We start from the raw sequence: 14307 nt of genomic DNA, 5'->3' as shown, positions 1-14307 counted from the left end.
ATTTTTATCTGAAAATAATAAATTTGTTGGTTCACATTTCAGAAAGAAACGCAAAGATGTATAAGTTAGAGATATAAAATACTATTTTTACATTCTCCCACAAAATAATCAATACAAAATGCGGTAATTTGACGTATGGGCTTATTATCTACCCTGTTAAAATATACTAAATTGAAATATACTTCTGGTAGTAATTTTGAGGGAAATACAGCACTTTTGACGGACTTTTATGAGATAACTATGGCTGCTGGGTATTATTTCAGTCAATATCACAAAGATTGGGAAACAAAGGGTATATTCGAATTATTTGTGAGGAGGCTACCTAAAAACAGGTCATATTTAGTAACAGCAGGATTGCAACAATCAGTGGAATATATTTTGAATTTCAAGTTTAACAAACATGAAATAGATTATTTAAGGTCACTAGATGCATTTAGAGGAATAAAACAAGATTTCTATGATTATCTGCTTAAAATGAGGTTTACTGGCGACCTATGGGCAGTGCCAGAAGGGACTGTTTTATTTCCTACTGAACCAATACTTAGAATCGAAGCTCCAATCATTGAAGCTCAATTATTAGAAACTTACCTTTTATCAATAATCAATTTTCAAACTCTCATCGCTACAAAAGCTTCTAGAATTTGTAATATTGCTAATAACAAACCGATAATTGAATTTGGTTCAAGAAGGGCACATGGACCAGAAGCTGCTCTTTTAGCGGCTAGGGCTTCATATGTAGGGGGATGTGCAGGTACATCAAATACTTTGGCCGGCATGCAATTCGGTATCCCTGTTTATGGAACTATGGCACATTCATTTATTATGAGCTTTGAAAGTGAAATAATTGCGTTTAAAGAGTTCCAAAAATTATTTCCTGATGGTTATCTTCTAGTGGATACTTATGATACATTAAACGCTATAAAAATGATAATTCAAGAAGGAATATTACCAAAAGGAGTCAGGCTGGATAGTGGAGACTTGTTGTATTTAAGTAAAAAGATAAGAGAAATGTTTGATGAAGCTGGGGACCGTGATCGTGATTATTATAGTACAAAAATAATGGTAAGTGGTGACCTAGATGAAAATATTATAAAAGAATTACTCAAAAATAAGGCTCCGATAGATAGTTTCGCTGTTGGTACGGAGCTTAGTACATCACGGGACGATCCGGTACTTAATGGTGTATATAAAATGGTAGCTACAATCGTACAAAGGCAGGACAAATTAAATCAGAGTAATAAAGAAACTAAACTTTCCAATGATAGTGAGAAAACTGTCGGAAAAGCAAGTACACAAAAATCAATTATCTATAAAGTAAAAACAAGTCCTGGTAAACATACATATCCAGGTCCCAAACAAATTCACCGAATACTTGATGATAAAAGGATATTGATTCAGGATATAATTTCACTTGCCGACGAGCTCATTGAAGGCTCTCTGCCGCTTTTGGAAAAGATTATTGAAAATGGCTCTATAGTAAAGTCGTTACCTTCACTAGATGCAACACAACTATATCATATTCAACAAGTTCAAATGATTCCGTTTCTAACGAATTTGGATCAAGTTCAAAGTTTTCCTGTAAGTTACAGTAAAAAATTGTTAAAGCTGACCGATGAATTAGGAGTATAAAGTTAATATAAGAATCATCAACAATTGCATATTGTTCTTATTATAACTATGTTTTGTATCTCCCATCTGGTTCTTTATTCATTTATAATTCTTTAATCTATATTTTGCATCTGCTGGTCAGATAAGGGAAAGTTTGGGCCGCTATCTGAAAAGGGTTTAACAAAAAGTCTTCTAGATGTTAAAATAAAGATCATACCTTCCTCTACTGTTAATTTTTTAAATAGATAAATCTATAGAATGTTACTATCTCAGATTTATCTAATTCATTCATGCAATAATCATATTGGTAAGTTATCATAAGATCTTTTGGAATCAAGCCTAATTATAAGCATCAAGATACCATATGTTATCAATATTAGAAAGGAAAATATCAAGTACTAAAGTATTATCTTGGTGTGAGAAAAACCTGGCAAGATATGCAATTTTAGTATTGGACATGTTGAATGATTTTATTAAATGTAGCTTAAAATGCGAGCGGGCGTTAGAGATTATTCCAAATATCAGCACTTTATTGGATTTCGCTAGGAATGCTCAAATTCCTATCTTTTATTGTGTAGATGAACATCTTCCCACTGATAGATATGAATTAGACTTATGGGGACCTCATGCAATGAAAGGTACCGTTGGACAGCAAATTATTGAGGAGTTGAAACCTCTTAAGAATGATAGCGTTATCACGAAAAGAACCTATAGCGCGTTTGATAGAACTAACTTAGACAGAGCTTTAACCAGTGCGTATGATGGAAAAGGCGTCGACACAATAATTATTACTGGAATACATACACATATTTGCGCAAAACATACATCATACGATGCTTTTACAAGAGGATTGAAAATAGTAATAGCAGAGGATGGGATGCAAGCATTTTCAGAAGAGGAACACCTGTCTGGCCTTGAATACCTTAGAAAAATTTATGGTGCAGATATACAGAAAATAGACAAAATTATTGATTTTCTTCTTGTTAATACACAATGACTAAAACCAGTATAAAAGAGAATACCTATACCAAGTTTTCAATTACGATCAGGTTACAATTATTCAAACCTCTGCTACTACATAAAGACGTCCATTAAAAAATATGTAAGTATTAATTTTACATCATGAAATTTTTGAAATACATTATCCAATCTAAGACTGCTTTCATCTATTTTAATTAATCAATTTTTAACATTGTATAAAATTCACTATTTATCAGATATTTTTTAAGCTATGAATATTTTTTGAATCATTTCCAACTATGAGTCTTAGGACACGACAATTAGCAGCATTTAATTCATTATAGACCAATTCAATGCTATGGATTATTTCATCTGCAACACCCGTGGATGAAACACTATACTCATTGCTTTAAAGTAAAACGCCAAGAATTTTTTCATTGTATCATTGTAAAAAGATAATTGGACATCCTTATTGTTTTCATCAATCTGGTTAATTCGATCCCCATTTTTGTCTTCTTCATACTTATTAGTAGAAACGACTATATCTTGTACGAATTTTGTATTTGTTACTCCAGGTTCAATCAATATCACTTTGATTCCAAAAGGCTCCAATATGTATGATGAGGCTTTACCCTTCCCTGTACTACAAATTCTGTAGCAGAATAAACTGATTGAGAGGGAATTCCTGCTAATCTCGGCATTGAACTGATATTGATTATTATGCCACTTCTTTGTTGCATCATGGTTCCAAAGTTTCTATAAAAGAGAGTAAAATATGCCTAAGATTGGAATAAATCAAAATAAAAATTGAAGACTTGCGCATAACTACAACAAAAGTGGACTGGGCGGGATTTGAACCCGCGATCTCTCGATTGCGAATCGAACGTTCGTACCAAGCTGAACCACCAGCCCTTTAATACCTTTTATAGGTTGCCAGTGGTTATTCTACTTCCGCACCTATTACAGTAGATTGCCGCTTGAGGATTTATATTATTGCATTTTAAACATGGGGATCCCTGCAATTGACTGCTGCTATTGCCATTCTTGAGTTCAACATGAAGATTTGAGATGAGATTTAAAAGTGTCACAATCTCCTCACTTTGCAGGCCTTCAAGCCTATCAATCTTATCCTTAATCATTACTTTGATATTATTTTCTTCTCTTTTACGTTGATATTTCAGTTTTGACTCTAAAAATTGTGCCCCAATAGTTGAAATTAATATACCTAAAATTGCAATACCCACGACCATTATTATTGAGGCAATTACTCTTCCTTCAAGTGTAACTGGGTATATGTCCCCATATCCAACCGTAGTAACTGTAACCACTGCCCACCAAAAAGCATCCCCAAGGTTTGCTATCCTTGAACCAGGAACATTATGTTCCACAACGTACATGGTAAATGCACCCGCAGTAACTGTAATTACAGATAGAAAAACAACATAAAGTAGTCTATTTTTGATTTCATCCATCACTATTAAGGATCTGGATAAAACGTGCAAGAACCTAAAAATCGGAATAAGCCTTAAACTTTTTAAGCCGGCGCCGTATACAGTGCTATCTTGCAGCAGGGTTAGGGCGTACAACGGTATTAGGGCAGGAATTTCATACAGATGAGATAAAAAATATTTGTATCTTTGTTTTGACTTTTTTACTCTCATGGCAAAGTCAATTGACAAAATAACGGATACAATGAAATCAAATACAAATAGAGCTGTTAAAGCTTGACCTAAAGGATCATAATAATATTGAAACAATATCAGGAATACAGATAATCCAGTCAAAGAAATAATAAAAAACTCATAATTAGTATTTCTTTTCATCTTTTAGATAATGTAACACAAATTCATTTCAGTTTTTAGATACTATGATATGAATGAATTATGCTACTAAGTTTTATATGTTTTTGACATTTGTCTATTGATAAATAAATTCTTCAATTTTTGATAACGCTTTTCAATTCATCACGTCACTATTTTTACAATTAACGTGGGTACCCAAAATATGCAAAGTAACATCATTATCGCTATTCCCTTTGATTGTTATCTCAACATTGGATAAATGGATAGGCGACCGGATTGATTAAAATATGCTTTAAAAAGATTAAACCTAAATGAGTGATTTCGTTACACTGGATTTTAAGGTAATAAAGGAATATTGGGATTCATATCTGTTAAGTGATGATACAAAACTCAAAAGTAGGGTAGTGTTAACCGGGGTGAAAAAATCAAAGATGGATCAATCAAAAGAATATGAATTTAATTTTCAGTCTATTCAATCTTTCATTTTTTCTGATAAAGCAACTGGGCCTGCGCATAAGAAATTATATACAAAGGAGGAGATGGAATCTTCTTATAAGAAAGAAATTTCCTTCTCTACAACATCTGAAAAATGGAATGAATATCTTCTCAATGATAATACGCGAGTAAGGTTGAAAAATACTATAGCTGGCATTACCAAGTCAGACTTGTATTTACAAAATGGCGATCCAATTTACAATGTAAAGATTAGGGTATTGTCCAAAGTCAAAAGACCAACTCAATGATGGTCGCTCCATTATGCTGATGGAATACTATTACTTAGAATTGATATTATACCCGTAATCGATGTAATATTAGAAATTTTGTAATCAAAGAAACATCTTGTAAATCTATGCCCTGAATTTGTTATTGATATATTCTTGATATATTTACCTGGTAGATTGTAATACATTACTTAATTAGTTGTCATAGAACTTTGCCCATTAGAGTCAAATCACTGTACCAAATGATTGATTCCTATGGAGGCCTATCGGGAAAACCGAACCATAAAGATCTGCAAGGACTAATCTAGAGATAGTAGAATATAGATGTCAATTACGGAATATTCGTGCAAAAAATATGCCTAGTTATTGAAACTTTTACCGTTAAAGAATCCTATTAGAAAAGTTTGTACAACAATAACGCAATATGTTTGGTAATATGATTACCTAAATAACAATCTATCATCAAAAACCATGTGATTCTTTTTAATTAGTAAATACTGAAAATCGATATATTTTTAAAGAAACTTTATGACATATTGATAAATAAGAAGAATAGCATAATTCCAGTCATATTTCTTGTATTGTTACTAACTTTTAATGCATCCACCATTTCAGTAAATAATAGTGTAGCAGCACAATATTATGATAGCAATTCTCTAGGTTCCCTACGAGATATCTTATGTAACGAAAATGAAACCTCGGAAACTTTACAAAATGGTCAAGACAAACCTGAAACGATAGATGATGACAATAATCCTTCAAGCGACGGTAGTGCATCCTCAAATACTGATTCTAAGCCTAGTGGAAAAACAGGTAAAGTAATAACACCTCCACCAGCACCAACTACTTCTAGTAAGATTGATAGCATAAACGATGACAGCACCAACTCTGGTGGGAGTAAAGGGTCGTCAAGTTCTTCAAGTGATAGTAAAGGTTCAGCAAGTTCCTCGGCTGGTTCTGAAGCAGTTGCAAGTTCTTCAAGCGACGGTAGTGGATCCTCAAGCGACGGTAGTGGATCCTCAAGCGACGGTAGTGGATCCTCAAGTGATAGTAAAGGTTCAGCAAGTTCCTCGGCTGGTTCTGAAACAGTTGCAAGTTCTTCAAGCGACGGTAGTGGATCCTCAAGCGATGGTAGTGGATCCTCAAGCGACGGTAGTGGATCCTCAAGCGACGGTAGTGGATCCTCAAGCGACGGTAGTGGATCCTCAAGCGACGGTAGTGGATCCTCAAGCGACGGTAGTGGATCCTCAAGCGATAGTAAAGGATCCTCAAGCGATAGTAAAGGTTCAGCAAGTTCCTCGGCCGGTTCTGAAGCAGTTGCAAGTTCTTCAAGCGATGGTAGTGCATCCTCAAATACTGATTCTAAGCCTAGCGGAAAAACAGGTAAAGTAATAACACCTCCACCAGCACCAACTACTTCTAGTAAGATTGATAGCATAAGCGATGATACTAGCAAACCTAAAAATACTGCAAGTTACGATAACTGTTTCAATACTGAGAACAGTAACGAAGTTGCCGGCCCCATAACAAATAATCCTTTTGAAACACCTGAATCTAGTGTTCCTAGTATTTCCTGTGGACAAGTAATTGAGGAGAGTGTAGTATTGACATCTAATCTTAATTGTAAAAGTGATGGACTACTTGTCGGCGGCGACGATATCACGATCGATTTGAACGGCTTTTCAGTTACTGGTCCAAGTCAAAATAGTTCAAAAATAGGAGTAATGCTTACCAATACTGAGAATGTAACTGTCGAAGGTCCTGGAACAATTTCAGAATTTCAAGCAGGAATCTTATCGACAGGAGGAGAAAACAATAGTATTTCTGAAATAGACTTTTCGGACAATCACGTTGGAGTATTTGTAACAAGTTCTACTGATTCTACTATCGAAGATAACCGATTGACTAACAATAGCATCGGGATTGTAGCATATTCATCGTCAAATTCAAGCATAGATACGAACTTACTCAAATCTAATGAATTAGGAGGTACGGCGTTAGTCGACTCTGATAACAATGATATTTATTTGAATACTGTTAAGGACTCCTTAAACGGTATATTCATCGATGCCCAAAGTCAAGATAATAACGCTACCTTTAACAATTTAGCACAGGGCAATGAGATAGATATCAATAACGCAAACGGATTACCGACAAACATAAACAATAATGAATATAAGGACAATAATTGTAGTGTTTCACTACCAAATGGTCTATGCCATGGTAGTGATCAGCCAAATGTAAATTCTAATAGGTCAGAAGTCGAATCAATGGATCAAGCCGTATCCGGATCTCCGATTCAAAATAGTGAAGAGTCTAGCGGTCCCGAACAAGTAAGTTCCGACAATGATTCTTCAGATGAGCAGAAGAGCTTTGGAGGTGGAATTGATGACCTTAGTTCAGGTAACAATTTCGCAGTACAAAACCAAGATAATAGCGGTAGTATTAGTGCAGGCCAAGGGACCGAATCAGGTAGTGATTCCTCTGACAGCACAGGCTCAGGTAGTGATTCCTCTGACAGCACAGGCTCAGGTAGTGATTCCTCTGACAGCACAGGCTCAGGTAGTGATTCCTCTGACAGCACAGGCTCAGGTAGTGATTCCTCTGACAGCACAGGCTCAGGTAGTGATTCCTCTGACAGCACAGGCTCAGGTAGTGATTCCTCTGACAGCACAGGCTCAGGTAGTGATTCCTCTGACAGCACAGGCTCAGGTAGTGATTCCTCTGACAGCACAGGCTCAGGTAGTGATTCCTCTGACAGCACAGGCTCAGGTAGTGATTCCTCTGACAGCACAGGCTCAGGTAGTGATTCCTCTGACAGCACAGGCTCAGGTAGTGATTCCTCTGACAGCACAGGCTCAGGTAGTGATTCCTCTGACAGCACAGGCTCAGGTAGTGATTCCTCTGACAGCACAGGTTCAGGTAGTGATTCCTCTGACAGCACAGGTTCAGGAACAACAGGTAGCACAGGTTCAGGAACAACAGGTAGCACAGGTTCAGGAACAACAGGTAGCACAGGTTCAGGAACAACAGGTAGCACAGGTTCAACAGGCTCAAGCGAAAGCGGTAGTCAAACAGGTAGCACAGGTTCAGGAACAACAGGTAGCACAGGTTCAGGAACAACAGGTAGCACAGGTTCAGGAACAACAGGTAGCACAGGTTCAGGAACAACAGGTAGCACAGGTTCAGGAACAACAGGTAGCACAGGTTCAACAGGCTCAAGCGAAAGCGGTAGTCAAACAGGCACCGCTGGTTCAGGAACAACAGGTAGCACAGGTTCAGGAACAACAGGTAGCACAGGTTCAGGAACAACAGGTAGCACAGGTTCAGGAACAACAGGTAGCACAGGTTCAGGAACAACAGGTAGCACAGGTTCAGGAACAACAGGTAGCACAGGTTCAACAGGCTCAAGCGAAAGCGGTAGTCAAAACAGCTGTTCAGGAACAACAGTAGCACAGGTTCAGGAACAACAGGTAGCACAGGTTCAGGAACAACAGGTAGCACAGGTTCAGGAACAACAGGTAGCACAGGTTCAGGAACAACAGGTAGCACAGGTTCAGGAACAACAGGTAGCACAGGTTCAACAGGCTCAAGCGAAAGCGGTAGTCAAACAGGTAGCACAGGTTCAGGAACAACAGGTAGCACAGGTTCAGGAACAACAGGTAGCACAGGTTCAGGAACAACAGGTAGCACAGGTTCAGGAACAACAGGTAGCACAGGTTCAACAGGCTCAAGCGAAAGCGGTAGTCAAACAGGCACCGCTGGTTCAGGAACAACAGGTAGCACAGGTTCAGGAACAACAGGTAGCACAGGTTCAGGAACAACAGGTAGCACAGGTTCAGGAACAACAGGTAGCACAGGTTCAGGAACAACAGGTAGCACAGGTTCAGGAACAACAGGTAGCACAGGTTCAGGAACAACAGGTAGCACAGGTTCAGGAACAACAGGTAGCACAGGTTCAGGAACAACAGGTAGCACAGGTTCAACAGGCTCAAGCGAAAGCGGTAGTCAAACAGGTAGCACAGGTTCAGGAACAACAGGTAGCACAGGTTCAACAGGCTCAAGCGAAAGCGGTAGTCAAACCATCGAGAATATAATAAATGGCACTACTATAGAGACTCAAACAAACAATAGCAGCAGCAGTAGCATTTAACACATATTGAGTACCTTGAATAATGTGACTGTTACCACACCTCAAATAGTCATTGTTTATTCGTAAAGTAACAACGGTTCTACATTTTTTCTAGAATCTGGGAGGTTTTCTTAAAATATTTCTAAAAAAATCCAACAAGATGACAACGAAATAATTATTAAAAAAAAGATAAAATCAACAGGATTTTGATTGATATCTCTATCATGGAATTTCGACTATGACTGCACATAGCTTCAATGGATGGAAAAACTCGATAACAAGAATAAGAAACCGGGTTATCTTTTAACTATCTATGTATTTTGGTCATTAAAAATAAGTAATCAATGATTGTAATCTTTTTAAAAGGTAACACGTTACCCAATGGTTAGGTTCTTAGATCACAGTTTAAACAACCTTTGTGAATTTTTAAACATGATCAAATCCCGTTCTTGCTGATTAAGGTCTAACTTTGATACAAAATTCAAATAAGATTTCATACTTGAAATGGGCCAATCAGTCCCGTATAGCAGATACTTTGGTTCTCCAGCATAGTTGAGAAAATCTGTAATCTTGCCCACTAGATACTTCTCATAGAATTCCGTAAAATCCCCTAAAACCAATCCCGATATATCTGCGTAAACATTTTTGTTTTTATAAATTATCTCCTGGCAATCTAAAAACCATGGATTTCCCAAGTGACAAATTATGATCTTTAGTTCTGGGTTATCAACAGCAACATCGTCAACATTTATCGGATGAGCAAATCTGACCTTCCCCTTTGGTGTATATGTATCTCCAGTATGTATCATTAGAGGGACATCATACTCTATACATAAATCAATAACTTTCTGATATTTTGGATCATATGGATAGTAATGCTCGTATCCTGGATAAATTTTTAAACCTTTTATTTTACCATTTTTAAGATATTCTTCATATTCTTTAATACTGCTTTCATCATGATTGCTAATTGAATATCCTGCCACTACTTTAATTTTTTCATTATTTTCAGTGGCAGACAATATTTGTCCAGTGGATGGTCTTTCTTCATTGATAGTATACGATGAAAGAATTATAGCCTGGTCTACGTTGTTTGACTGCATTGTGTTAGAAAGTGATTCTATTCTTTCTTTTAGTGGTAAATTTTTTAAACTCTCGTAGCCATTTATGTGCACATGGCAATCAATGATGGTTTGGGTCACTTTTTATAATATGGATTTATCCATTCAATAAATGTTGCATAGTTTAAAGACCTTGAATCCTTGATATAATTTGGAAGTATTTTTATGAATTTAAAATCATTTTTCAATTGAAAGGTCAGGACCTGATCTGAAATTTGTCCACTTATCACGTTTTGAACATATTCATCCGGGGAAAATTTTTCTGCATAATTACAGTAGTTGATTAACCTACCGCCAGCTATGATTCGCCTTAAATTATATTTTATTACCAGATCCTTTCTTGCTTTGTATAACAGAGTTGCAATCCCTAATCGACGGTAATCAGGATGAACAGAAATGTCAGCACCATACAAAGAATCACCCTTAGGATCATGGGTGGTAAATAGACTGTTGCCAGTCACCTGGCTAAATGTGTGTACTTCATATTCAGATGGTAACTTTACTATTAAACTGCTTGACGAACCTATGATTTTGTTCTCAAATTCAACGCAAAATTGACCTTCTGGAAATATTTCCACATGACTTTGAAGATGCCTCTTTCCCCAAACACTGCCTTCTTCTAACATGGATGGAAATGATTCCTTTTGTAATTCAATTATTTTGGGAATATCTTGAAAAGTCACATTCTTTATAACGATATTTTGGCCAGGTATATTGGAATATTGCATGCCCTCTATACAATCTATATTTGCATCTCATGTCATATTAAGATTGGTAAATATAATTACATGAGCGGCCTCCCAGAATTGAAGATAAAACATCAAGAATATTTTCTAGGCGCTGACTACTGTAAAATAAAGAAATCTTTAAATCTTAACAAATTCGTAAAAAGTTTTATTAAATAATAGATTGTGATTATAAATTATTGAAAGATGCCCTCTATTTTGATGAAGAATCTGAACTCTTGCAAAGTGAGATCCCACAAAGTAACTCGTGTGTTATAAAGCTATCATTTAGTTTGGATTTTGATATTGGCCAAAGTTATGTAACATCAAAAATAGAAGACAGGGAGGGTAATATTAGAAAACTAAACATCCAACCTGGAACTAGAGGTATCAAACTACAAAGTGATCTTATAAGATTAAAAAACAAGGAGGTAGAGCTGCCTACTCATGTTTATGTCCGGACCACCTTAAGAGATGGCAAAGCTTTGGTGAGAAAATTACCTGTTATAGGAACAAGTGATTGGCTCCTAATATTTGAAGAAGATCTGTGTATTTTGGCAGTTAAAGATCAATACGATGAAATAGAAATTTTGGGATAAAATATGATGATCCCTAAAAAAGATTAACAGTCTTGACTAGAATGGAAGGGGATGAGATGAGATGGTATGGGATGAAGTTGTTGGTTATTGTTCTTAGTAACCTCTTAGCTGTCTTCCGGTATTCTCTTTGTTTTTTTCCATATATTTTGATATCAATGTTTGTGGTTCAAAGCCGGCCTCAATTGACAATTGAATTAAAAAATGCCACAAGTCTATAATTTCTTCTTGGAGTTTTTCATTATCTACGGTTTTATCTTTCTTCCACCATTTCCAGTTTGTTTCTCTTTGAAGCTCTATAGCTTCGTGCACTAAAGCAGACGAAATCATAAATATTCTGTAACCTGAAAATGGTTCTTTCATCTCGTATAATTTCTTCATTTTGTTTTCCGGGGTAGTATCTAGAGGAATCTTTTCAGAACTATTAATTCTTGTACTGGTATAGTCTTGAGTTATCAAAGACTTTTGCATCTCAAAAAGATACTCTAATTTATCTTTGATATCAGAGCCCTTATCTGGGTTATCGGCAGAGTGGTTCATATTGATAAGTATAGAGCAAGGTATAGCAAAGATATTACTGTTTTCCTTTGACTTATATGGTCCACAGGTAGCGGTTAATGATTTGTGGTTAGTACTTTATTGTATCTTGTCTGATGATGATGATGTTGTTTTAATCCGGATTCTGCGCTAAATCATACTAACGCTTTTTACAGCTCGTCTATTATTGATATATAGTTATCAATGCTTCTATCAAGTAATGTTTTGTTATTTTGACCAACAAGATTCTTTACCAATCCTTTATTATTAAGACAAAATAATGAAACCTCTTTGCCTCTTTTTCTCCCAACAACATTTGAATCAACTAATCTCTTAAGATTCCATGAAGTAGTAGAGGGTGCTTTATTGATATGTTTTACAATTTCATTAAAGGATACGTCGTCTTCAGTATCGATTAACATCATGATTATACTTTTAGTGGTCTTTATTTTCAGGTAATTTAGTATAAGGGTTTCTTCCGATGGCGTTGACGCTGGGAAGTATCTAGTAATGTTGCTATTTTCTGTTCGACCAATTTTTATTATTGACCTTTTTTCAAGAATTGATAGATGATGAGATAAGGTGCCATTATTAAGATTTGTAATTCTTAGAATATCTCTATATCTAATCCCCGGAAAGGAGTTGATAATTCTGAGTATTGTACTTCTGTTATCTCCATTCGACTCTACATCGTTCTCATTAAAAATAGTGCTCGGATTCATTTTCTTTCCAACCTCAATACACCTGCAGCAAACAGTACTAACATCAATAATAACAACACATGTTGAAATTCAACCTCTATTAAAGGTATGTAGAATGTTCCCAAAACCCTACTTGACTGTAATAAATACAAAAACTCTACAACCAACAAGAATCCAAAACTTAAGCCTGTCAAGAGTATTTTTTTACTTTTCGTCCTCTTGTAGGAGACAAACGAAATCGTAGTTAGAAAAAGGGCCACGTCAAAACTAATAATATGAATGAGAATATGATAAATCATGGAAGGGTGGTATAGGTGAGGTATAACAAATGGATATATGGCTACGCTAGCAACCACTATAGATAAAAACAAAAACAAACTGGTCTTGTTGCTTAAAAAATTAGCAAAAATTTCCTTAAAATCTTTGTCTTTCTTAAGCAATTTATAAGATATTATACCCGAAAGTGCCTTAAAAGGTCATTGGTACAAAGGTAAAACAACCAACCTATCGTATTACCAATTAATTGTTTTACATTTCTTATTAAAATAAAAACATTCTGATTATGTTTTTTGTCTCATCTATGTTTTTTTTGTCTGTCAACATACTTTCTCTTTCTGAGCGATTTCAGGTTAGAAAAAGGACAATGTTCTTTATGTAAAACTTTTTCATCTAGTCTAATTATTTCTTATTTTCGTTGCATGGACCTACTCCTTTCCGATAATCTTTTCCTTCATTCTTTTGAATTCTTCTTCTGAGATTACACCCTTATCTTTCAAATCAGCAAGCTTCTTTAGTTCATCAGCGTGTGATATATGACCTTGGTGTTGGGGAATTTGGACCACATTATTAGCGCCAGTTGAGGGGTATGATGGGGATCTTATTTGGGTGATGCCGTTGCGGATCACTTCAATCAAATCTTCAGCCTTTTTCTTGTCAATAGCATCGATAACGCCATTTTCTCCATGCTCATCTGTTTCTAATCTCTTTATCCACGGCATCCTACCTGGAATATTGGGGTTAAACAATCCTGGAGCATTAAAAATAACTGAAGCCGAAAGCAGGCCTTTTTCAATTTTAGCGTTTGTAATAACATTGTAGGGAATATCAATTATATCTTGTTTTAATCCAAGCATACTTGGATCTCTTAAAATAATTCTTCTATCAGTTGCATAAACTACATTGGGTGAAAGTTGAGACCCGCCAGGTTTGAATCTTGATTGTCTCGCAACCACCAACACTCTTTCATCCGGATTCAACATCTCTGCAATTTTTTTTATCTCATCTAGCTCATCTTCATCAGTGATATCTGTATTAAAATTATTTTTCTTATCTGACATACTTAACTTTTAGCCTCCTCTATTCCAATTTTCATTCTTCATCTTCTTCATCTTCTTCATCTCCTT

General features: G+C 35.9%; 14 protein-coding genes, 1 tRNA gene and 1 pseudogene. 6 read left to right on the top strand and 10 right to left on the bottom strand.

All coding sequences use genetic code 11. The features are described from left to right. Positions 1–135: 135 nt before the first annotated feature. The gene (pncB, locus tag NMY3_RS13980) at positions 136–1629 is read left to right on the top strand and encodes a nicotinate phosphoribosyltransferase (RefSeq protein ID WP_196816431.1); all 1494 of its coding nucleotides are present in this window, start codon (positions 136–138) and stop codon (positions 1627–1629) included. Between the two features lie 343 nt (positions 1630–1972). Then, positions 1973–2605, top strand: coding sequence for an isochorismatase family cysteine hydrolase (locus NMY3_RS13975; protein WP_196816430.1), 633 nt, complete (start codon positions 1973–1975; stop codon positions 2603–2605). Positions 2606–2931: 326 nt separating this feature from the next. Here the strand turns inward: NMY3_RS13975 and NMY3_RS13970 are convergent, their stop codons facing one another. The 4 genes and pseudogenes from NMY3_RS13970 to NMY3_RS13955 form a co-directional block, all read right to left on the bottom strand. Then, complete coding sequence (locus tag NMY3_RS13970; protein WP_231100102.1) at positions 2932–3159, bottom strand: hypothetical protein; 228 nt, start codon at positions 3157–3159, stop codon at positions 2932–2934. Beyond that, positions 3156–3329 (bottom strand): annotated as a pseudogene (locus NMY3_RS13965) (SDR family NAD(P)-dependent oxidoreductase); the annotation flags it as partial. The pseudogene NMY3_RS13965 and the gene NMY3_RS13970, both read right to left, overlap by 4 nt. Before the next feature lie 76 nt (positions 3330–3405). Beyond that, positions 3406–3480, bottom strand: a tRNA-Ala gene (locus NMY3_RS13960). 11 nt (positions 3481–3491) lie between these two features. Continuing rightward, entirely contained in the window at positions 3492–4391 is a 900-nt protein-coding gene (locus NMY3_RS13955; RefSeq protein WP_196816427.1) for an ion transporter, read from the bottom strand. 290 nt (positions 4392–4681) lie between these two features. Between NMY3_RS13955 and NMY3_RS13950 the strand changes: the two genes are divergently transcribed. Together NMY3_RS13950 and NMY3_RS16760 are read left to right on the top strand one after the other, a co-directional pair. Further along, entirely contained in the window at positions 4682–5113 is a 432-nt protein-coding gene (locus NMY3_RS13950; protein WP_196816426.1) for a hypothetical protein, read from the top strand. 515 nt (positions 5114–5628) lie between these two features. Beyond that, a complete protein-coding gene (locus NMY3_RS16760; RefSeq protein ID WP_231100101.1) occupies positions 5629–9189 on the top strand; it encodes a hypothetical protein in 3561 nt (1186 codons plus the stop codon). 433 nt (positions 9190–9622) lie between these two features. Here NMY3_RS16760 and NMY3_RS13925 read toward each other — a convergent pair whose 3' ends face one another. Next, complete coding sequence (locus tag NMY3_RS13925) at positions 9623–10426, bottom strand: amidohydrolase family protein (protein WP_196816425.1); 804 nt, start codon at positions 10424–10426, stop codon at positions 9623–9625. Then, positions 10423–11073 carry a GNAT family N-acetyltransferase gene (locus NMY3_RS13920; protein WP_196816424.1) on the bottom strand — a complete coding sequence of 217 codons (651 nt, stop codon included), beginning with the start codon at positions 11071–11073 and terminating at the stop codon, positions 10423–10425. Before NMY3_RS13920 ends, NMY3_RS13925 begins: the two co-directional genes overlap by 4 nt. Positions 11074–11270: 197 nt before the next feature. Here NMY3_RS13920 and NMY3_RS13915 point away from each other — a divergent pair, with 197 nt between their 5' ends. Next, complete coding sequence (locus tag NMY3_RS13915; protein WP_196816423.1) at positions 11271–11669, top strand: hypothetical protein; 399 nt, start codon at positions 11271–11273, stop codon at positions 11667–11669. A 93-nt stretch (positions 11670–11762) separates the two neighbouring features. Here NMY3_RS13915 and NMY3_RS13910 read toward each other — a convergent pair whose 3' ends face one another. Further along, positions 11763–12206, bottom strand: coding sequence for a dUTPase (locus tag NMY3_RS13910; protein WP_196816422.1), 444 nt, complete (start codon positions 12204–12206; stop codon positions 11763–11765). Between the two features lies 1 nt (position 12207). Between NMY3_RS13910 and NMY3_RS13905 the strand changes: the two genes are divergently transcribed. Continuing rightward, positions 12208–12357: a hypothetical protein gene (locus NMY3_RS13905; RefSeq protein WP_196816421.1), complete on the top strand. Its 150-nt coding sequence runs from the start codon at positions 12208–12210 to the stop codon at positions 12355–12357. Between the two features lie 16 nt (positions 12358–12373). Here NMY3_RS13905 and NMY3_RS13900 read toward each other — a convergent pair whose 3' ends face one another. The 3 genes from NMY3_RS13900 to NMY3_RS13890 all read right to left on the bottom strand — a co-directional run bounded on the left by NMY3_RS13900 (position 12374) and on the right by NMY3_RS13890 (position 14241). Next, positions 12374–12925, bottom strand: coding sequence for a winged helix-turn-helix transcriptional regulator (locus NMY3_RS13900; RefSeq protein WP_196816420.1), 552 nt, complete (start codon positions 12923–12925; stop codon positions 12374–12376). Then, complete coding sequence (locus tag NMY3_RS13895) at positions 12922–13344, bottom strand: hypothetical protein (protein ID WP_196816419.1); 423 nt, start codon at positions 13342–13344, stop codon at positions 12922–12924. Before NMY3_RS13895 ends, NMY3_RS13900 begins: the two co-directional genes overlap by 4 nt. Before the next feature lie 264 nt (positions 13345–13608). Next, on the bottom strand, positions 13609–14241 hold the full coding sequence (locus NMY3_RS13890; RefSeq protein WP_196818590.1) for a PH domain-containing protein: 633 nt from the start codon (positions 14239–14241) through the stop codon (positions 13609–13611). Between the last annotated feature and the right edge of the window lie 66 nt (positions 14242–14307).

The organism is Candidatus Nitrosocosmicus oleophilus, from assembly GCF_000802205.1.
GTDB lineage: Archaea > Thermoproteota > Nitrososphaeria > Nitrososphaerales > Nitrososphaeraceae > Nitrosocosmicus > Nitrosocosmicus oleophilus.
Note: the sequence above shows the minus strand (reverse complement) of the source record. Positions and strands in the feature narration are given on the sequence as shown.

Coding starts and splice junctions, on each gene's coding strand:
- pncB (WP_196816431.1), top strand. CDS start 136: ATGGGCTTATTATCTACCCTGTTAAAATATACTAAATTGAAATATACT.
- NMY3_RS13975 (WP_196816430.1), top strand. CDS start 1,973: ATGTTATCAATATTAGAAAGGAAAATATCAAGTACTAAAGTATTATCT.
- NMY3_RS13955 (WP_196816427.1), bottom strand. CDS start 4,391: ATGAAAAGAAATACTAATTATGAGTTTTTTATTATTTCTTTGACTGGA.
- NMY3_RS13950 (WP_196816426.1), top strand. CDS start 4,682: ATGAGTGATTTCGTTACACTGGATTTTAAGGTAATAAAGGAATATTGG.
- NMY3_RS13920 (WP_196816424.1), bottom strand. CDS start 11,073: ATGCAATATTCCAATATACCTGGCCAAAATATCGTTATAAAGAATGTG.
- NMY3_RS13910 (WP_196816422.1), bottom strand. CDS start 12,206: ATGAACCACTCTGCCGATAACCCAGATAAGGGCTCTGATATCAAAGAT.
- NMY3_RS13900 (WP_196816420.1), bottom strand. CDS start 12,925: ATGAATCCGAGCACTATTTTTAATGAGAACGATGTAGAGTCGAATGGA.
- NMY3_RS13890 (WP_196818590.1), bottom strand. CDS start 14,241: ATGTCAGATAAGAAAAATAATTTTAATACAGATATCACTGATGAAGAT.